The following is a 17,592-nucleotide window of genomic DNA, read 5'->3' on the forward strand; positions in this document are numbered from 1 at the left end:
TCCTGTCACCGCAAACCTGAATCGGACGACAATAGTATCAGCGTCGACGCCGTATTGCCGCCTCTGTGGACATTTGCGGACAAAGGGCACGAGCGCAGAGCGTTCCGGCACGCCAGTTCAGGTGCTTTCCCGCACCACGAGTTCGAAGCCCAGATCGATGCGGCGCTGCTCGGGCACCTCCCCGTCGACGATCCGCAGCAGCATGCGCGCCGCCTCGAATCCGACCGCGTAGCGCGGCGTCGCCACGGTCGTGATGGTAGGAGACGCCACCGCCGCGAACGGCAAGTCGTTGAACCCGACGATCGCCAATTCGCGCGGCACGGCAATCCCCAACCGCTGACACTCGAACAGCGCGCCCAATGCTAAGTCGTCGTTGCAGCAAAACACGGCATCGCACTTGGGTGTCCGGCTCAGCAAGTCTTTGAGGAGCGCACCGCCCAATGCCGGACTCGACGGCTCCTTCGTCAGCACTTCCACGCCGGGATCGCGCCCAGCCTCGCGCAGGGCGCGCCGATACCCCGCACGCCGCTGCATCGTGCGCGGATCCAGTTGCGCGGCGATGAATCCGGGACGCCGCGCGCCGCGGGCAATCAAATGCTTGCCGATCGCATAGCCGGCCCGGCGCTGCGAGAATCCGACCGACCACTCGTCCGTCGACGTGAGATCGAACATATGCACGAGCGGGACGCCCGATGCGGCCAAGTGCCGCCGAACGGCGTTCGAATCGTCGATGCCGGCAACGAGAAAACCGTCCGGCGCGTGGGAAAGATAAGCCTGAAGCAGCTCCGCTTGGCGCTCGGGCGAGTACCCGGTATTGCCGATCAGCAACTGATAGCCGGAGGGGCCGACGCAGTCCTGCACGCCGGCGAGCGTCTCGACGAAAACCGCATTCGATAGCGAGGGCACTAGTACGACGATCAATTTCGAGCGTGCCGAAGCGAGCGTGCTCGCAGCGCGGTTTGGAATGTAGCCGAGCTGCGCAACGGCAGCCTGCACGCGTTCGCGCACGCTCGGCGAGACCAGCGACGGGTCTCGCAGCGCGCGCGATACGGTCATCGTGCTGACCTGCGCATGACGCGCCACGTCCTCGAGCGTCACACGCCCGCTTGGTCTCCGCCTGCCGCCGCCGGAATTCGGCTTCTCGGCATGCTTCTCGGCACCGTTCGAATGCATCGGCATGTCACGATCGTTCTTCTTCATGGCGAGAGTATCGCCGGTTTGCAGGCCCACAAGAAGATTACGCCCCGGCACGCAGGGTTCCTCCTAGTTTGGGGCTTCTTATGTTAGCGCTACCATCGTTCGCCGAAAAACCCCTCAACCACATCCGCCGCCAGCCGGCGATGGGAGAACAATCGATGCGATCGACTCAACCCGCGCGCGCACCCGCTCGTCGTTCCTTCGTTGCCTTGACCGCCTGCGCGGCGGCCGTATTCGCGTTTGCGGCCAATCAGGCGCACGCGGCATCGGTCGAGGTCCTGCACTACTGGACCTCGGGCGGCGAAGCGAAATCGGCTCAACTGCTCAAGAAGATGCTCGAGCAAAAAGGCGATACGTGGGTCGATTTCGCAGTGGCGGGCGGCGGCGGCGGCAATGCGATGACCGTGCTGAAAACGCGGGTGGTGGCGGGCAACCCGCCCGCGGCCGCTCAAATCAAAGGGCCTGCCATTCAGGAGTGGGCCGATCAAGACGTCTTGATGCCGATCGACGACGTCGCCAAAGCGGGAAACTGGAATAGCCTGCTGCCGCCCGAAATCGCAAGCATCATGAAATACAAAGGTCATTATGTGGGCGCGCCGGTCAACATCCACCGCGTGAACTGGCTTTGGATCAACGCCGATGCATTGAAGAAAGTGGGCGCGCAACCGCCCAAGACATGGGACGATTTCTTCAAGGTAGCCGACGCGTTGAAGAAGGCAGGGATCACGCCCGTCGCGATCGGCGGTCAGCCGTGGCAGGAAGCGGAAACCTTCGAGACCGTCGCGCTAGGTGTCGGCGGCGCCGCGTTCTATAAGAAGGCCTTCGTCCAACTCGATCAAGCCACGCTGAAAGGCCCCACGATGGTGAAGGCGCTCGAAACGTTCAAGCGCATCAAGGCCTATACCGACGACGGCCAGGTCGGCCGCGACTGGAATCTGGCCACCGCCATGGTGATCAACGGCAAGGCCGCCATGCAATTCATGGGGGACTGGGCCAAAGGCGAGTTCTCGGTCGCCGGCAAGGTGCCCGGCAAGGACTATCTGTGCGTCGCGGCGCCAGGGTCGCAGAACGACTTCACGTTCAACGTCGACAGCTTCGTCTTCTTCAAGGTGAAGACACCCGGTGTCGAGAAGGGACAAAAGGACATGGCCGGCCTGCTCATGAGCCCAGCCTTCCAGGAAGCGTTCAATCTCAACAAGGGCTCGATTCCCGTGCGCCAGGATTTGAGCTTGTCGAAGTTCGACGACTGCGCGAAGAAGTCGTCGGCCGACTTCAAAGCTGCGGGAAAAACCGGCGGGCTCGTGCCGTCATGGGCGCACGACATGCTGGTCAGCCCCGCCGTGGAAGGCGCATTCTACGACGTGCTCGGCAACTATTGGATCAGCAAGGACGAAACGGCCCAGCAAGCCGCCGACAAGCTGGCAGAGGCCGCGAAGGCGAACTGAAGATGACGGTGAGTGGCGCGCCGAACGGCGCGCCACCGATACGCGTTCTTAGGCGCGCTCGCCGTTCGATGCTTCGCGCAAAGCGCGATACTCGCGCCGCACGATATCCATCAGCTCGGGCACCGATGTTTTCGAACTCTGCTGCTCGTAGGTCACGCGCCCGCGCTGCATCAACATGATGCGGTCGGCGATGTCGAGCGTCTGCGCGTAGTTGTGCATGATCATGATGATCGACAGCCCGCCCTTCTCCTTGAGCCGCAGAATCAAATCGATGATGAGCCCGGCCTCGCGCGCGCCCATCGCGGCAAGCGGCTCGTCGAGCAGCAGGATCCGCGCGTTCGAGTTGACCGCGCGCGCCACGGCGATGGCCTGCCGCTGGCCGCCCGAGAGGCGCTCGACCGGCATGGTCACCGACGGCACGTGCACGCCGATATCCTCGAGGCACTGCGACGCGCGCTCGCGCATCGCGCGATGGTTCAGGAAGCGGATCGGCCCCGGATAGACGATCTCGCGATTCAAGAACATGTTGTGATAGATGCTCAGCGAATTCGCGAGCGCGAGGTCCTGGTAGACGCATTCGATGCCGAGCGCGCGCGCGTGATCGACCGAGCGCAGCAGCGTCTGCTCGCCGTGGATCGACAGCTCGCCGCTCGTCTGCTGATGAAAGCCCGTGAGGATCTTGATCAGCGTCGATTTGCCCGCGCCGTTGTCGCCGAGGATGCCGAGGATTTCGCCGTCGGCGAGGTGCAGCGAGACGCCGTCGAGCGCCGTGACCGCACCGAAGCGCTTGACGATGTTCTGCGCCTGCAGCGCGAGGGGCCTTTCGTTCGTGGCCATCACGACCTCCCGCGACGGCCGAGCCGCGACACGTGAATGTTGAAGATCATCGCGGCCAGAATCGCAGCGCCGAGGATGATGTTGAACGTGAAGGCATTGATGCCGATCAGCGTGAAGCCGTCGTTCAACATGCCAAGCACCGCGGCGCCGATCAGCCCGCCGATGATCGTGCCCGACCCGCCGGTGAGCGGCGTACCGCCGATGACCGCCGCCGCGACCGCCAGGAACATGATCTGGTTGCCGCCCGCCTGCGGGTCGATCGACGTGATCCGCACGCCTTCGAGAATCCCCGTGAGGCCGGCCAGCACCGCGGCCAAAATGAAATTGCCGAGCTTGAGCCGGTTCACGTGAATGCCGGCCTCCGATGCACCGAGCGGATTCGCCCCGCTCGCGACCGTATGCAGCCCCCAGCGCGTGTGCTTGAGCATCGTGTGCATCATGAGCGCAATGATGACGGCCCAGCAAATCTCGCTGTAGCCCCATCCGCCCATCACCGCCGTGAACACCGGGCCGCCCGGCGTCGATACGGGCGTGCCGCGCGAGATCGTCAGCGTGATCCCGTTGATGAGAAACAGCGTGCCGAGCGTGGTGACGAACGACGGCAACCGCAGAAACACCGTCACCGCGCCGTTCACGAAGCCGACGAGGCCGGCCGCCGCTAGACCGGCCAGCACGGCCAGCCACATCGGCGCTCCGGCATTTTGCGCAAACACCATGATGAACGGTGCGAACGCGAACACCATGCCCGACGACAAATCGATCTCGCCGCCGATCATCAGCATGATCTCGCCGAACCCGATGATCGCAGCCGGCGCGACGAACTGCGACAAGTTTTGCAGGCTTGCGCTCGTCAACAGGAAATCGTGGTTGGCGGTCTCGAAATACACGGCGACCGCCACGGCCACGAGCAAAATCCGCATCTCGGCCGACCACGCTAAACCGCCGAACCTCGCGCGGGAGCGCGAGGCTGCGGGACTTCTAGATGCTTCGTTCACACTATCGCTCATGACTTATGACTTGATCGGACCCGAGCGCGGCACGATCTGTGCCTTGGTGCTCTTCCCTTCGTAGCGGGTGGACGTGTTCAGATACGGATCGACCGTCGACTTCGTCACGAACTTCAAGCCCGAGTTGACGTCCGCCGGACCGACGAGGCCGCCCGAAGCCAGGTACGTGAACGCCTCGACGACAGTATAGAAGCCTTGCACGTACGGCTGCTGATCGATCGTGAAGTCGAGGAAGCCGTCATGGATCAGTTGGACCGTCGTCGGCAACAGATCGAAACCGCCGCCGTGCACCTTCCCAACCAGATTCGACTCCTTGATCACTTGCGCGACGCCTTGCGTGCTGCCCGCATCGACCGCGAACATGCCCTTCACATTCTGGTGGCCGAGATAGAACGACTTGATCTTCGAGAGTTCCTCGTTGACCGTCGCGCCCGTTGCGATCGTCTGAATCTCGATCTTCTTGCCGGACTTCTTGATTGCATCGGACGCGCCGTCCAGACGAGGCTGAATGTTGAGCTGCCCCGGCGTGGCGATGAACAGCGCAACGAGGCCTTCATCGACGAGGCTCACGATCCGCTCGCCCATCTGGTAGCCCGACTGATACAAATCCTGGCCGATGTAGGCCAGGCGCGGATTCGAGGTGCCGCGCGGCGCGTCCGCGTTGTACGAAAACACGGGAATGCCCGCGTCGAGCGCTTTTTGAATCGGGCCGTTGAATGCCTTCGGATCGACGATGGGCACCGCGATCGCATCGGCCTTCGCGGCAATCGCCGCATTCATCGCGTTGACCATTTCACCGACGTCGGCATTGGCCGAGCCGGTCCATTGATAATCCATGTTCAGGATGCTGCAGGCGTCCTGGATCCCGTACTGCGTCGGCACGAAGAACGGGTTCGTCGTCACGTGATTGACGAAGACGATCTTCCAGCGCTTGTGCGAGGGGAACGCCGCCTCGGCTGCCTGCGCGGGCGAAACCATGCCCCCCATCATCGCCAGCGCCGCGCCTAGGCCGGCACCTTGCAGCAAGCCGCGCCGCATGCGGTTCGTCATGCCGTCGACGGCGTCCCCTTTCAACTGATCCTGCGCTTCGTCTCGCTCGCTCGTCATCACATCCTCCGTCGTTTTCGTTGGCTGAATGTTTCCTGGATGCTTCTTCTTGCGAAACGGTGCAAGCCGTCTTCGGCTTGCACCGGTCGTCGCTCCGGTGCGCCCCACGCGGAAAAAACCACGACCGCGCGTAGGCCTATGCATAACCGCCTGCCATGCTAGCTCACCGGTCAAACGACCTTAATCCATAGATACCCTTAACTAGTCGGACTATTTGATCGCATTTGCCGCCGCTCGAACGAATCGGATCACAGGAGCGCTGCCGGCTTCGAAACGACGGCATGTAAAGCAGAGCAAGGCCAACGTAAGGATCGGCGCGCGAGGCGCTCAATCCTAATTTGTCTGTCGAAACAATGCCTATAACAGTAAGACTATCTTCTTGATGAATAGACCGCACAGCACCGCGCACGCCATGTTCCTCGCTGCGTCATTGAAGGCGAAAGGCGTGGGCCGCGTTCTTCGATTGCCATGGCCAGAATAGCCGGGGAGATCGCGATGAAGATCACGCTCGGCGCGTAAAAATCATAGACGTATTTGACCGGGTGTGCGACCCGTCACGTCCCTTTTGCGGGGGGGGGGGGAGGATAGTGCGGACGCCGTAAGCGTCCTTTGTCGCGATCAGTAGGCGCAGTCGAGTGACTTTGAAAGGCGCAGGACTAAGGCTAGCGGTGAAGCAAGTCTTCGAGCACGGGTGCGCCTAGGACCTTCGTGGTGAAGACGCCGCGGATCGGCAGCCAGGTCATCTCGCGTGCTCGACGTCGCTTTCGACTCCCGGCATGCTCCGCGCGCCGCTACCCAGTTCCCGCTGCATCAGCACCGTGTCGACCCATTGTCCGAACTTGAATCCGACGCAGGCCAGCGTTCCGGCCTTGCGGAACCCGAAGCGCTCGTGCAGCGCGAGCGATCCGCGGTTTTCGCTGTCGCCGACATTGGCGAGCATCTGCCGCCACGGCCCCTGTTCGCAACGCGCGATCAACGCCGCCAGGAGGGCTTGCCCGATCCCGCGGCGGTCCATGCCCGCTTCGACATACACCGAATCTTCGATCGTGTAACGGTAAGCCGAGCGCGGCCGATAGGTCGTGGCATAGGCATAGCCTACTACCCTGCCCTGCATCTCGGCGACGAGATAAGGCAGGCCCGCGTTCAGCACGGTGTCGCGGCGGGCAATCATCTCATCGACCGAGGGAGGGGTTTCCTCGAACGAGGCGCGCCCGTTCAGCACATGATGCGCGTAGATCGCCTGTACGACCGACATATCGGCCACCACCGCGTCGCGGACTCGAATCTCGCTCACCACCATCCATTTCTCCGTTTGCCTTGGATCGAGCGCCCCAAATAGCACCGCAAGTTCCGCGCGCCTATCTTGGGACACCGCTGCGCTGCGACACAACGTATCTATGTTGCGTCGAATCGATGTATAAATCCAGCTTTGGATACTTATGCAATCGATAAGGCGAACTTTGGGATGAAAAGCCTGAATCTGGACTACTTGAAGACGTTCGTTGCCGTCGTCGAATTCGGCAGTTTTTCCGCAGCCGCCGATCGTCTTCTCCTCACGCAGCCGGCCGTCAGTCTCCAGATCCGGCAACTCGAGAAAAGCCTAGGCACTGTCTTGATCGAGCGCGTGGGCCGCGTCGCTAGACCGACCACGGCCGGTGAAGAGCTGCTGACGCACACGGCGGGGATCGACGCCGCCGTTTCGTCCGCGATCGCCGCCGTCTCCCGTCACAAGATGGAGGGCATGGGGCGCATTCGTATCGGCACCGGCGCGACGGCTTGCATCTTCTTGCTCCCGCCCATCCTCGCCAACTTCCGCCGCAAGTTCCCCAATATCGACATGACAGTGACGACGGGCAATAGCGCGGAAATCGTCAAGGCCGTGGAGGACAACATGCTCGACGTCGGCCTCGTCACCCTGCCCGTGTCGGGCCGCAGCTTGGACATCACGCCGGTCATGGACGATGAACTCGTGCTGCTTGCCCCAGCGGACATGCCGCTGCCGGCGCGGATCACGGCCGCAGTGCTTTCCACGCGGCCGGTCATCCTGTTCGATCCGGGCGGTAATACCCGCAGGGTAGCCGACGAGTGGTTCGCAAAGAGCGGCGTGCTGCCGAAGCCCGTCATGTCGCTGGGAAGCGTCGAAGCGATCAAGGCGATGGTCGGCGTGGGGCTAGGCTGCGCGATACTGCCCGAACTCGCGGTGCGCCGCATGCCGCCGGCCAGCCGAACCGTCGTTCGATCGCTCTCCCCGCGTCTTCACCGCACGCTCGCGACCGTGGTGAGGCGAGACAAGCGCTTATATGGCGGCCTGGCTCAAATCCTTCAATCATTTCGGAATCTATCGCAGGCTCAATAAGTCTCGAGATGCAGCCGCCCCTCACGCTTGAGCCGCTCCCATAGCCCGGGCCATCCGATCCCGCTGCCTTCGGCTATCTCCTGGAGCGCCTGCAATACGCCGTCTTCCATGCCGCGCAATCCGCAAACGTAGACGTACGTGTGCTCGTCCTTCAATAGCTGCGCCACGTCCGCGGAACGCTCGCGCATCGCGTCTTGCACATATCGCTTCGCTTGCCCGGGCGTACGGGAGAAGGCCAAGTTCGTATCGATGAAGTCTTTGGGCAACTTGGTCAAAGGCCCGAAATAAGGCAGTTCTTCCTTGGTGCGCGCCCCGAAGAACAGCATGAGCTTGCCCGTCGCGCCCTTCAAGCGACGCCGCCTGCGATATTCGGTCATCGCGCGCATCGGCGCCGAACCCGTACCGGTGCAGATCATCAGCAGGTGCGAGTTCGGGTGATTGGGCATCAGGAACGTACTGCCGAACGGCCCGATCACGGTCACCGTGTCGCCCTTCTTCAAGTCGCACAGATAATTCGAGCAAACGCCCTCGGCGGCGTTGCCTTCGTGATCTTGCGTCACGCGCTTTACCGTCAACGACAGATTGTTGTAGCCCGGGCGTTCCCCATTGCGCGGGCTCGCGATCGAATATTGGCGCGCATGATGCGGCTTTCCATCCCTGGTCGTGCCCGGAGGAAGAATTCCGATCGATTGGCCCTCGAGCACGGGAAACGGCGTCGATCCGAAATCGAGCACGATATGGTGAATGTCCGCGGCCGGCGAAGTCCGCTCCGCCGATTCGTCCGTCAGCCGATAATTGCCGACGATCGTCGCGGTCAAGGGCGCTTTATGCGTGTAGAGATTGACATAGGGCTTTGCCGCCGACCAAGGCGGCACGACGGCCCCGCGGACGAACGCCAGACGATCGGTATCATCCTCCTCGGCGATCGTCCCTTGCTCCGTATTCGCTCCAACGTCGCCGATCGGCTTCTCGGCCGGCAGTTCATCCCACGTGAACTGCTCTTCGATGCCGTAAGCCTCTGCTTTGAACACCGTACGCCAATTGTCGATCGCGCCGGTCGGGCACGGCGAAATGCATGCCATGCACCCGTTGCAGACCTCCGCCTTCACGACGTAGTTGTTTTCGTCGTGCGTGATCGCATCGATCGGACAGGTTTCTTCGCAGGTATTGCAGCGAATGCAGATCTCGGGGTCGATCAGATGCTGCTTCAGCACCTCGATACCGATGGGAGGGACGGGCAAGTTCATGATGGCGGGCTCCGCGCATCGGCGGGATCGCCGGTTGAAGCGATCACGCCGAAGCGGATATGCAGCGTTGACTCGTTAGTTCTAAACCAGGGCCGATCGGCCGGCGATCAATTGAAACGCACGTATTCGAAATCGATCGGCTGGCGGTTGATCCCCATGGCCGGAGGCGCGATCCAATTGGCGAACTTGCCCGGCTCCACCACGCGTCCCATCAGCGATGCGACATACGCGCGGTCTTCAGGCGTTGCCAGCCATTTCGCCTCGTTCGCCGCCCATTCGGCGTCGCTCACGATCCGGCCGTCGGGCGCGACGCGCACGCCGGCGAACGTGCCGATCTGCCGGTTGAACGCCTTGTGCGGCACCGTGAGCCGGAAATCGATGCCCGCCTTCTCCAGCACCTTGTTCCAACGATTGACGCCGGCCACCGAGTCCTTGATGTAATCGTCGCGCAGCACTTCGTTCATGGCGTTGAGCATCGGCACCTCACGTTCGACGAGCTTGCCGCCCTCGACGTCGAGCAGCTTGTACAGGTGCCCTTCCAGCCGATGATCGTCGTCGCGCTTCGATTCCTCGTAGCGGCCCTTGAGCCCCGAGCTATAGAAGGTCGCTGCATTCGACGAGTGATCGGCGCCGAACAAGTCGATCGTCACCGAGTAATGGAAGTTCAGATAGCGCTGGATCGTCGGCAGATCGATCACGCCCGCGGCACGAAGCTTGGCCACGTCGTCGGTCTTCAGTTCGTTCATCGCTTGGGCCGTGCGCTGCACGACACGCGAGACCCCCGATTCGCCGACGAACATGTGATGAGCCTCTTCCGTCAGCATGAACTTCGTCGTCCGCGCGAGCGGATCGAAGCCCGATTCCGCGAGCGCCGACAATTGGAATTTGCCGTCGCGATCGGTGAAATACGTGAACATGAAGAACGCCAGCCAGTCAGGCGTTCTTTCGTTGAACGCGCCGAGAATGCGCGGGTTGTCGTCGTCGCCCGAACGGCGTTCGAGCAGCGCCTCCGCTTCCTCTCGCCCGTCGCGGCCGAAATACCGGTGCAGCAGATAGACCATCGCCCACAGGTGCCGGCCTTCCTCGACGTTGACTTGAAACAGGTTGCGCAAGTCGTACATCGACGGGGCCGTGAGGCCCAAGTGACGCTGCTGCTCGACCGAAGCCGGCTCCGTGTCGCCCTGCGTCACGATGATACGGCGCAGATTCGCGCGGTGTTCGCCGGGCACGTCCTGCCAAGCAGCCTCGCCCTTGTGTTCGCCGAAATGGATCTTGCGATCGGCATCGCCCGGGGAGAGAAAGATCCCCCAGCGATAGTCGGGCATCTTGACGTGATCGAAGTGCGCCCAGCCGCCCGGATCGACGCTCACCGCGGTGCGCAGATAAACGTCGAAGCCGTGCGAGCCGTCCGGGCCCATGTCGCCCCACCACGACAGGAAGTTGGGCTGCCATTGCTCGAGCGCGCGCTGCAGCGTGCGGTCGTCGGCGAGGTTGACGTTGTTGGGGATCTTTTCGCTGTAGTTGATCGTGGACATGGTGGCTGATTCCTCGTGCGAAGTCTTGACGGAGCGAGACGGAGCGTGACGGAGCGCGACGGTCAGACGCGGGCGATGTCGAATTGGGCTTTGCTGCCCTTTCCGTAGACTTTGAGCGCGCCCTTCTCGCCGACGGCGTTCGGCCGGTTGAAAATCCAGTTCTGCCAGGCGGACAGCCGCCCGAAGATCCGCGTTTCCATCGTCTCCGGCCCGTTGAAGCGCAGGTTCGCTTCGAGGCCGGTCAAGGCATCGGGCGACATCGCGGCCCGCTCTTCGAGCGCGATCCGAATCTCGTCGGCCCAATCGATGTCGTCGGGCGAAGCGGTGACCAGGCCGAGCCGCTCGGCTTCGACGGCACGAACGGGGACGCCGATCTTTGCGCGCACGGATTCGATCGCTTCGGACTCCTCATAAAAGCGCCGGGCAATCCGTGACTGATGCGTCACCATCGGGTAGAGGCCGAAGTTGACTTCGGAGAGCGTGATGGCCGGCTCTTCTTCTTCGTTGGCCGGCAATGCAGCCATGTAGGTGCGGTCCGCGGCGAACGCGAGTTCGGCGAATGTGCCCGCGAAGCAGGAACCCGGCTCGATCAAGGCGAACAGGGAGCGCGACGAAACGTCGATGCGTGCGAGCGTTCGGCGCAGCATCCCGATCGTCTCGCGGACGAGCCAGTGGTCGCGATGCCGCAGCAGGGCGGCATCCGCCGCGAGCACGGCCGACGCCTCTCCCGACGTCTTGAAGATCCACGTGCCGATGTCGAGTTCGTTCGTGCGCATCGATAGGATCGCGTCGTCGAGTTCGCGTGCGAACCGCAGCGGCCACCACGTCACCCCCGCTTCGACGATGGCGTCGATCGTCGATGGCTGCGGGCCGTTCGGGGCTTTCGCCGTGAACGTGGCCGTGCGCTTGGCTCGGTCGATCGAGACGCTTACCGTCGCATACTCGATACCGTCTTCTCGATCGCTGCGTTCGATCCGCGCGAGGGCGACGCCTTTCGCATCGGAGGGGCGATCGCTTTGCGCCGCGAGTTCCAATGCGCGCGCCTGCACGGCTTGGTCGAATTGATTCGGCTTGATCACTTCGTCGACGAGCCGCCATTGCTTCGCTCGCTCGCCGCGAACGCCCTCCACGATCGTGCAGAAAATATCGGCGCGATCGTGTCGGACCTTGCGCTTATCGGTCAGACGCGTAAGCCCGCCCGTTCCGGGCAGCACGCCGAGCAGCGGGACTTCGGGCAGCGCGACCGACGACGAACGGTCGTCGACGAGCATGATCTCGTCGCAGGCGAGCGCCAACTCGTAGCCGCCGCCCGCGCATGCGCCGTTGACCGCCGCAATGAACTTGATTCCCGAATTGCGCGACGTATCTTCGATGCCGTTGCGCGTCTCGTTCGTGAACTTGCAGAAGTTGACCTTCCAAGCGTGGGTCGACAAGCCGAGCATGAAGATGTTCGCGCCGGAGCAAAACACGCGGTCCTTCATGCTCGTGACCACGACCGTCTTCACTTCGGGATGCTCGAAGCGGATGCGCTGCAATGCATCGTACAACTCGATGTCGACGCCCAAGTCGTACGAATTGAGCTTGAGCTTGTAGCCGTCGCGGATGCCGCCGTCTTCGGCAATATCGATGCCGAGCGTGGCGATCGGGCCGTTGAACGCGAGTTTCCAGTGCTTGTACTGCGAAGGATCGGTGCGATAGTCGACGCGCTGCGCCGCTTTGACGTCCATCTCCGGTGTAGACATGCCTTTCTCCTAATGAGCTGCATCGTTGCAATGCACGATAGTGCATCACCAGGATCGTGTAAAGCATTTTAATGCATGTTTCGACGATACGCGGGTAAACGCGGGGCGGCGCCTAGGCCGCCCGCTTTCATTCCATCTCGGCCCCCAGCCGCGCGGCGATGCGGTCGCGCAGTTGCAGGTAGGCATCGGCCAGCGTCTTGTCGCTGGTGTCGAAGGTCATGTCGGCGCGGCCGTAGAGTTCACCGCGCCCGGCAAGGATTCGCTTCAGATCGTCCATGGCCTCGCGGTTGCCCGACATCGGCCGCAGGTCGCCTTGCGCCACGACGCGGTTCATGTGCTCCTCCGGCGTCGCCTGCAGCCAAACGGTGAAGCAATGCGCGAGCAGCATGCTGAAGGTGGAAGGCTCCGATACGAGGCCGCCCGGCGATGCGATCACGGCACGCGGATGCTCGGCGATCACCGCCTCGAGCGCCCGGTGCTCGTAGCGCCGGTACGCGCTCGCCCCGTAGAGCGAATGGATTTCCGACGGCGAGCAGCCGGCCAATTGTTCGATCACGCGGTTCAATTCGACGAACGGCACCTTCAGTTCCTGCGCGAGCATGCGCCCGAACGTCGACTTGCCGGCGCCGCGCAGCCCGACGAGGGCTATGCGCTCGCGGCGATGCGGGTCGGCCGGCGCTTGCTCGAACAACTGCTCCAATGCCGCTCGCGCGTGCTGCAGCGCCGATGGGTCGCGTCCTTGCAGCAGTTCGCGGATCAGCATCCATTCGGCCGAGGACGTCGTGACGTCGCCAATGATTTCCGCGAGCGGGCAGTTCAACGTCGACGCGATCTGACGCAGCACCTGCACCGAGGGATTGCCCATCCCCGATTCGAGATTGGCCAGATGCCGCTCGGATAGCCCCGTCTCTCCGGCAAGCGCTTTACGGGTCATGCCGCGGCGCGCACGCAGCAGACGGACGCGCTCGCCCATCGCGGCAATGAACAGGTCGCGCTCGGCGCGTTCGGCCTCCGCGCCGCCTTCCGCCTCGTTCGCGCCGCGCTCGGCGTCCTTGCCGCCCGCCATCACAGTGTAATTTTGCTTCATGTTTTAGCCACCATCTTTCGTCATACACGCACTATAGTGCTTGACACATCGATTCGATACGGCTAATTTTCGCGGAAACGGAGAGGCGCGGCAAACGGTAGCGCCTCGGGTGCACTAACGTGCACCTCGATTCGATTCGCGAAGCATGGAACCGGAGACATCGATGTCACCCGACGATTTCGAACGCCTCATAGCAGAGGCCACCGCACAGCTTAGCGGGCGGGCGCTTGACGAAACGCTCGATCGCTGGCTCAACGAGACCTGGCCGGCCGGCAGCACGACATATGAAGCGCTGGCGGAAGCATGCCGCGCCGGCGTCGCCGAAGGCTGGCTCTGCAACAGAGAAGCCGGCGGCATTCGTTACGGCCGCATCTTCAAAGCCACGCCGCGCACGCACGATTTCTCCGTCGACGTCGTCCGGATGGAAGACCTGGCCGGCCCTCATCACACCCACCCCAACGGCGAAATCGATCTGATCGTGCCGCTCTCCGAGCATGCAACGTTCGACGGCCGCACCGCGGGATGGTGCGTTTATGGCCCCGGCAGCGCGCATCGCCCGACGGTTGCGAATGGACGAGCGCTGATTCTGTACCTACTGCCGCAGGGCGCGATCGAATTCACGCGTCAGAGCGCCGAATAGCGACGCGCTTGCGGTGCGCTTGCATCACGCCCGCATCAGGAACAAGGAAGCATCATGACCGAACGATTGGAGAACTACGTTGCCGGCCGATGGGTTGCCGGCGATGGCCCCGGAACCATGCTGAGCGATCCGGTCACGGGCGAAGCGCTCGTCGGCGTATCGAGCGACGGGCTCGATTTGGACGCGGCATTCCGCTTCGCACGCGAAACGGGCGGCGCTGGGCTTCGTTCGCACTCCTATGCATCGCGTGCATCGATGCTTGGCGAGATCGCCAAACTGCTCCAAGCGAATCGCGAGCACTACTACGCGATCGCATTGGCCAACTCCGGAACGACGCGCAACGACTCGGCCGTCGATATCGACGGCGGCATCTATACGCTGTCGTGGTACGCCAAAAGCGGCGCATCGTTAGGCGACACATTTGCACTGCGCGACGGAGCCGACGCTTCGCTCTCGAAGGATCAGTCGTTCCGCGTTCGTCACGTTTGGACGCCGACGCAGGGTTTGGCGCTCTTTATCAACGCATTCAATTTTCCTTCATGGGGACTCTGGGAGAAAGCCGCGCCGGCCCTGCTCTCGGGCGTGCCAGTCATCGTCAAGCCGGCTACCGCCACGGCGTGGCTCACGCATCGGATGGTCGCCGATGTCATCGAGTCCGGCATTCTGCCTGCGGGTGCGCTTTCGATCGTCTGCGGCAGCGCGACCGGACTGCTCGACCGAGTCGGCGCGTTCGACGTCGTGTCGTTTACGGGCTCGGCGGAAACGGCGGCCAAACTGCGCGCTCATGACGCCTTCGTTTTGCGAGGTGCAAGGCTCAATGTCGAAGCGGATAGCCTCAACAGCGCGATTCTCTGCGGCGACGCCGCACCCGGCACCGACGCATTCGAGCTCTTCGTCAAGGAAGTCGTCCGCGAAATGACCGTCAAGTCAGGGCAAAAATGTACGGCGATCCGACGTGCGTTCGTGCCCGACGTGTGGCTCGCGGATGTCGTCGAGGCGCTTTCCGCACGGCTCGCCAAGATCACCGTCGGCAATCCGCGCAACGAATCGGTCCGCATGGGCGCGCTCGTGAGCCGAGCGCAACTCGACAGCGTCAAAGCGGGCATTGCCGCGCTTTCGCAAGAGGCGCGCCTCGTCTTCGACGGTTCCAAGGTACCGCACGTCGATGCAGATCCCGCGATTTCGGCCTGCATCGCTCCGCATTTGTTCGTCGTCGACGATCCCGACCACGCACACCGCATGCACGAGATCGAGGTGTTCGGCCCCGTAGCGACCGTCGCGCCCTATCGCGTGTCGGCCGACGGATTGCCGGAAGCCCACGCGGTCGAGTTGGCGCGACGCGGAGGCGGTTCTCTCGTGGCGTCCGTCTACTCGAACGACGATGGGCGTGTTGGCCCTCCTGCCCTGGCGCTTGCGCAGACGCACGGCCGCGTTCACTGCATCACGCCGGCGGTGCGCGAAAGCCAAACAGGCCACGGCAACGTCATGCCGATGTCGCTGCACGGCGGCCCCGGCCGCGCGGGCGGCGGCGGCGAGTTGGGCGGACTGCGCGCGCTCGAGTTCTACCATCGAAGAGCGGCGGTTCAGGCGTCGTCGATTGCGATCGAGCGCATGACGGGCATCGCGAGCCTCCCTGCGTAAAGGGCGGGCGAAGCACCTGCACGACCAAGCAGGCCGGGCGTGCTTGCGTTCGCCGAGCACCCCGGCGCTCGGCGAACGCGACAACGGGATACCCCGAAGACCAGGACGGAGACGAAGCACCCATGGATACCACGACACTGTCCGCCGAGCCGGAGCAACAGATCCCGGCTCCGCCGACGCAATTGAATTTCGCATCGCACGTGTTCGCGCTGAATCGGCCGAGAGCGGCCAAGCCGGCCTACATCGACGATCGAGGCGTCACGACCTATGCCGAACTCGAGGACCGCGCGCGCCGATTCGCCTCGGCCCTGCACGCAAACGGTATCCATGCCGAAGAGCGCATCTTGCTCGCGATGCACGACTCGTCCGATCTGCCGGTCTCGTTCCTGGGCGCACTTTATGCCGGCGTCGTTCCGGTCGTCGTCAACACGCTGCTCACGGCGCCCGACTATGCCTATATGCTCGCGCACAGCCGCGCGCGCGCCGTCGTCGTGTCGGCGCCGATGGTGCCGGTGTTCGAGGAGGCACTGCTCCACGCGCAGGTCGAACCCTGCCTTCGCATCGTGTCCGGCCCGAACGAGCATGGCCGTGCCTCGTCCGCACGGGCGGCGTCGTCGTTGGACCTGGAAAAGCTGATCGACGAGGCGCAGCCGCGCGCGGACGGTGCCCACACGACCGGAGACGACATCGCGTTCTGGCTCTACTCGTCGGGCTCGACCGGCAAACCCAAGGGCACCGTGCATACGCATGCGAACCTCTATTGGACCGCCGAGATGTATGCCAAGCCGATTCTCGGCATCCGCGAAAGCGACGTCGTGTTTTCCGCGGCGAAGCTCTTCTTTGCCTACGGTCTCGGCAATGCGTTGACGTTTCCGCTCTCGGTCGGCGCGACGGCCGTGCTGATGGCGGAACGTCCCACCACGCAGGCCGTGTTCGATCGGCTCGTCAAGCATCGGCCCACGATTTTCTACGGCGTGCCGACGCTCTACGCGAGCATGATGAGCGCCCCCGATCTGCCCGCGGCAGCGGATGTCGCATTGCGTGTTTGCACGTCGGCCGGCGAGGCCCTGCCGCGTGAAGTCGGCGAACGATTCACGAAGCATTTCGGGTGCGAGATCCTGGATGGGCTCGGCTCGACCGAGATGCTTCATATCTTTTTGTCCAACCGCCGCGGTGACGTGCATTACGGCACGACGGGCACACCGGTGCCGGGCTATGAGGTGGAGTTGCGCGACGAGCATGGACATCCCGTTGCCGACGGCGAAGTGGGCGATCTCTATATCAAGGGGCCGAGCGCGGCGCTCATGTACTGGAGCAACCGCGAGAAATCGCGTGCGACGTTTCTCGGCGAGTGGGTCAAAAGCGGAGACAAGTATCAAAAGCTGCCGAACGGCTGCTACACCTATGCCGGCCGCAGCGACGACATGCTCAAAGTTAGCGGACAATACGTCTCGCCGATCGAAGTCGAGATGGTCTTGATGGAGCACGATGCGGTGCTCGAAGCGGCGGTGATCGGCGTAGAGCAGGATGGACTCGTGAAGACCTGCGCGTTCGTCGTGCTCAAACCCGGCCGCCTTCCGAGCGATGAGTTGGGGCAGGACATGAAAGCATTCGTGAAACAGCGTCTCGCGCCGCACAAGTACCCGCGCGAGATTCTGTTCGTCGACGATCTGCCGAAAACCGCGACGGGAAAGATTCAGCGCTTCAAGCTTCGCGAGCGTACGCAACAACCTGCACAACCCTAGCAAACT

Annotated in this window: 14 protein-coding genes; 5 read left to right on the top strand and 9 right to left on the bottom strand. The window is 63.0% G+C overall.

All coding sequences use genetic code 11. The annotated features are described in order from the left end of the window. Positions 1-117: 117 nt before the first annotated feature. Entirely contained in the window at positions 118-1,200 is a 1,083-nt protein-coding gene (gntR, locus tag DWV00_RS15615) for an HTH-type transcriptional regulator GntR (RefSeq protein ID WP_342766982.1), read from the bottom strand. Between the two features lie 155 nt (positions 1,201-1,355). Here gntR and DWV00_RS15620 point away from each other — a divergent pair, with 155 nt between their 5' ends. Next, positions 1,356-2,642 (top strand): ABC transporter substrate-binding protein, encoded by a 1,287-nt coding sequence (locus DWV00_RS15620; RefSeq protein WP_115534663.1) that lies wholly within the window; start codon positions 1,356-1,358, stop codon positions 2,640-2,642. 48 nt (positions 2,643-2,690) lie between these two features. Here DWV00_RS15620 and DWV00_RS15625 read toward each other — a convergent pair whose 3' ends face one another. The 4 genes from DWV00_RS15625 to DWV00_RS15640 form a co-directional block, all read right to left on the bottom strand. Next, positions 2,691-3,479, bottom strand: a complete 789-nt coding sequence (locus DWV00_RS15625) for an ATP-binding cassette domain-containing protein (RefSeq protein WP_115534491.1) — start codon at positions 3,477-3,479, stop codon at positions 2,691-2,693. Further along, positions 3,479-4,486, bottom strand: coding sequence for an ABC transporter permease (locus DWV00_RS15630; protein ID WP_115534492.1), 1,008 nt, complete (start codon positions 4,484-4,486; stop codon positions 3,479-3,481). Before DWV00_RS15630 ends, DWV00_RS15625 begins: the two co-directional genes overlap by 1 nt. A 3-nt stretch (positions 4,487-4,489) precedes the next feature. Then, positions 4,490-5,593 (bottom strand): sugar ABC transporter substrate-binding protein, encoded by a 1,104-nt coding sequence (locus DWV00_RS15635; protein WP_115534493.1) that lies wholly within the window; start codon positions 5,591-5,593, stop codon positions 4,490-4,492. Between the two features lie 739 nt (positions 5,594-6,332). Beyond that, a complete protein-coding gene (locus tag DWV00_RS15640) occupies positions 6,333-6,893 on the bottom strand; it encodes a GNAT family N-acetyltransferase (RefSeq protein WP_115534494.1) in 561 nt (186 codons plus the stop codon). A gap of 165 nt (positions 6,894-7,058) precedes the next feature. On the opposite strand from DWV00_RS15640, the gene DWV00_RS15645 reads away from it, so the two are divergent. After that, complete coding sequence (locus DWV00_RS15645) at positions 7,059-7,949, top strand: LysR family transcriptional regulator (protein WP_115534495.1); 891 nt, start codon at positions 7,059-7,061, stop codon at positions 7,947-7,949. Here the strand turns inward: DWV00_RS15645 and boxA are convergent. From boxA to DWV00_RS15665, 4 genes are all read right to left on the bottom strand, one after another. Next, the gene (boxA, locus tag DWV00_RS15650; RefSeq protein ID WP_115534496.1) at positions 7,943-9,196 is read right to left on the bottom strand and encodes a benzoyl-CoA 2,3-epoxidase subunit BoxA; all 1,254 of its coding nucleotides are present in this window, start codon (positions 9,194-9,196) and stop codon (positions 7,943-7,945) included. The two genes, DWV00_RS15645 and boxA, sit on opposite strands and share 7 nt — an antisense overlap. Before the next feature lie 107 nt (positions 9,197-9,303). Beyond that, positions 9,304-10,731 carry a benzoyl-CoA 2,3-epoxidase subunit BoxB gene (boxB, locus tag DWV00_RS15655; protein ID WP_115534497.1) on the bottom strand — a complete coding sequence of 476 codons (1,428 nt, stop codon included), beginning with the start codon at positions 10,729-10,731 and terminating at the stop codon, positions 9,304-9,306. A gap of 62 nt (positions 10,732-10,793) precedes the next feature. Next, positions 10,794-12,473, bottom strand: a complete 1,680-nt coding sequence (boxC, locus tag DWV00_RS15660; RefSeq protein ID WP_115534498.1) for a 2,3-epoxybenzoyl-CoA dihydrolase — start codon at positions 12,471-12,473, stop codon at positions 10,794-10,796. 127 nt (positions 12,474-12,600) lie between these two features. Next, positions 12,601-13,539: a helix-turn-helix transcriptional regulator gene (locus tag DWV00_RS15665; RefSeq protein ID WP_115534664.1), complete on the bottom strand. Its 939-nt coding sequence runs from the start codon at positions 13,537-13,539 to the stop codon at positions 12,601-12,603. 184 nt (positions 13,540-13,723) lie between these two features. Between DWV00_RS15665 and DWV00_RS15670 the strand changes: the two genes are divergently transcribed. The 3 genes from DWV00_RS15670 (at position 13,724) to DWV00_RS15680 (ending at position 17,586) form a co-directional block, all read left to right on the top strand. Continuing rightward, positions 13,724-14,200, top strand: coding sequence for a DUF4863 family protein (locus DWV00_RS15670; RefSeq protein ID WP_115534665.1), 477 nt, complete (start codon positions 13,724-13,726; stop codon positions 14,198-14,200). 54 nt (positions 14,201-14,254) lie between these two features. Next, positions 14,255-15,841 carry a 3,4-dehydroadipyl-CoA semialdehyde dehydrogenase gene (locus DWV00_RS15675; RefSeq protein ID WP_115534499.1) on the top strand — a complete coding sequence of 529 codons (1,587 nt, stop codon included), beginning with the start codon at positions 14,255-14,257 and terminating at the stop codon, positions 15,839-15,841. 122 nt (positions 15,842-15,963) lie between these two features. After that, on the top strand, positions 15,964-17,586 hold the full coding sequence (locus DWV00_RS15680; RefSeq protein ID WP_115534500.1) for a benzoate-CoA ligase family protein: 1,623 nt from the start codon (positions 15,964-15,966) through the stop codon (positions 17,584-17,586). The last annotated feature ends 6 nt before the right edge of the window (positions 17,587-17,592 follow it).

It is taken from the genome of Trinickia dinghuensis, from assembly GCF_003367175.1.
Classification (GTDB): Bacteria; Pseudomonadota; Gammaproteobacteria; order Burkholderiales; family Burkholderiaceae; genus Trinickia; species Trinickia dinghuensis.